4 protein-coding genes are annotated in these 2,115 nt (G+C 67.7%); all 4 read left to right on the forward strand.

Annotated features, from left to right (window positions below; all coding sequences use genetic code 11):
* On the forward strand, positions 1-773 hold a 773-nt coding region (gene rpsC / locus V7053_RS18885; protein WP_334173786.1), incomplete at its 5' end, for a 30S ribosomal protein S3.
* A complete protein-coding gene (gene rplP, locus V7053_RS18890) occupies positions 774-1,190 on the forward strand; it encodes a 50S ribosomal protein L16 (protein ID WP_043119388.1) in 417 nt (138 codons plus the stop codon).
* 2 nt (positions 1,191-1,192) lie between these two features.
* Positions 1,193-1,540 (forward strand): 50S ribosomal protein L29, encoded by a 348-nt coding sequence (gene rpmC / locus V7053_RS18895; protein WP_334173787.1) that lies wholly within the window; start codon positions 1,193-1,195, stop codon positions 1,538-1,540.
* On the forward strand, positions 1,537-1,839 hold the full coding sequence (gene rpsQ / locus V7053_RS18900; RefSeq protein ID WP_138442244.1) for a 30S ribosomal protein S17: 303 nt from the start codon (positions 1,537-1,539) through the stop codon (positions 1,837-1,839). The genes rpmC and rpsQ overlap by 4 nt, the downstream gene beginning before the upstream one ends.
* The last annotated feature ends 276 nt before the right edge of the window (positions 1,840-2,115 follow it).

A 2,115-nucleotide genomic window follows, 5' to 3' on the forward strand; every position in this document is an offset into this window, starting at 1 on the left:
CGCACTGGTTTGCCGACAGCAACAAGCCCGGTCAGCGCTACAAGGACTTCGTCCGCGAGGACGTCAAGATCCGCAAGCTCATGACCACGGGCATGGAGCGCGCGGGCATCGCTCGCGTCGAGATCGAGCGCACCCGCGACCGCGTCCGCGTGGACATCCACACGGCCCGTCCGGGTATCGTGATCGGCCGCCGCGGCGCCGAGGCCGACCGCATCCGCGGCGAGCTCGAGAAGCTCACCGGGAAGCAGGTCCAGCTGAACATCCTCGAGGTCAAGAACCCCGAGATCGAGGCTCAGCTCGTCGCCCAGGGCATCGCGGAGCAGCTCTCGAGCCGCGTCGCGTTCCGCCGGGCCATGAAGAAGGCCATGCAGTCGGCGCAGCGCGCCGGTGCCAAGGGCATCCGAGTGGCCTGCTCGGGCCGTCTCGGCGGCGCCGAGATGTCCCGTTCCGAGTTCTACCGCGAGGGTCGCGTGCCGCTGCACACCCTTCGCGCGAACATCGACTACGGCTTCTACGAGGCCAAGACGACCTTCGGCCGCATCGGCGTGAAGGTCTGGATCTACAAGGGCGATGTGACGTCCAAGGAGCTCGCTGCCCAGGCGGCCGCCGCTCCGTCGTCGCGCGGCCCCCGCGGCGACCGTCCTGGCCGCCCGGGCGGTGGCGAGCGCCGTCGTCGTCCGTCTGGCGACCGCCAGCCCCAGGCTGCCCCCGAGGCCGCCGAGGCTCCGGCCGCCGAGGCTGCCGCCCCGGCAGCGGAAGGAGGAGAGGCTTAAATGCTTATCCCGCGTCGTGTGAAGCACCGCAAGCAGCACCACCCGGGTCGCTCGGGCGCTGCAACCGGCGGCACGAAGGTCAGCTTCGGCGAGTTCGGCATCCAGGCCCTTTCCCCGGCCTACGTGACGAACCGTCAGATCGAGGCCGCTCGTATCGCGATGACCCGCTACATCAAGCGTGGCGGCAAGGTCTGGATCAACATCTACCCGGACCGCCCGCTCACCAAGAAGCCGGCCGAAACCCGCATGGGTTCCGGTAAGGGTTCGCCCGAGTGGTGGGTCGCCAACGTCAAGCCGGGCCGGGTTCTGTTCGAACTCGCCGGCGTGAACGAAGACGTGGCGCGTGAAGCGCTGCGCCTCGCCATGCACAAGCTCCCGTTGAAGGCGCGCATCGTGCGTCGCGAAGGTGGTGAATGAGAATGGCAGTCGGATCGAAGGACCTGACCGCTGAGAAGCTCGACCAGCTGGACAGCGAGCGCCTCCTCGAGGAGCTCAAGAAGGCGAAGGAAGAGCTGTTCAACCTCCGCTTCCAGTCGGCCACGGGCCAGCTTGAGAGCCACGGCCGCCTCGGCGCCGTGAAGAAGGACATCGCCCGCATCTACACGGTCCTCCGTGAGCGCGAGCTCGGCATCCGCGTCGAGCCCGTGTCCGCCGTCGAGGGCACGAAGGACGCGAAGAAGTCCAAGAAGGCTGCCAAGGCCGAGGCCCAGACTGACACTGAGGCCCAGACAGAGGCTCCCACGGATGAGACCGAGGAGGCCAAGTGAGCGAGGAGAGCAACGTGACGCAGAACGCCCCTGAGGCGGCGGCCGACGAGCGCGGCCACCGCAAGACGGCCCGCGGCTACGTCGTGTCCGACAAGATGGAGAAGACCATCGTCGTCGAGGTCGAGGATCGCGTGAAGCACTCGCTCTACGGCAAGGTCATCCGCCGCACCAGCAAGCGCAAGGCCCACGACGAGAACAACACCGCCGGCATCGGCGACCTCGTTCTCATCGCGGAGACGCGCCCGCTGTCCGCCACCAAGCGGTGGCGTCTCGTGGAGATCCTCGAGAAGGCCAAGTAGGCCTTCCGGGTTCTCCCGAGACTCGGCAGTAACGAGAGCGGCCCGTTCCTCCCACCGGAGGGGCGGGCCTCTCTGCGTTTCGGGTACGCCAACTCCGCCTCTGGTCCGTTTCGGGTACGGCTAGCTTCCCCAGCTGATGGTTTTTGGCGCACGACGTCGGGATGCGGCACGGCACCCAAGGCCGCCTTTGCCTGGGTTGCTGTACCCGAAACGGGGTGGGGCGGGGGGATCTGTACCTGCAACGCTGCAGGGCGGGGGTATCTGTACCTGAAACGC

The sequence above is a fragment of the Sinomonas sp. genome (genome assembly GCF_036848755.1).
In the GTDB taxonomy this organism is placed as follows: Bacteria; Actinomycetota; Actinomycetes; order Actinomycetales; family Micrococcaceae; genus Sinomonas.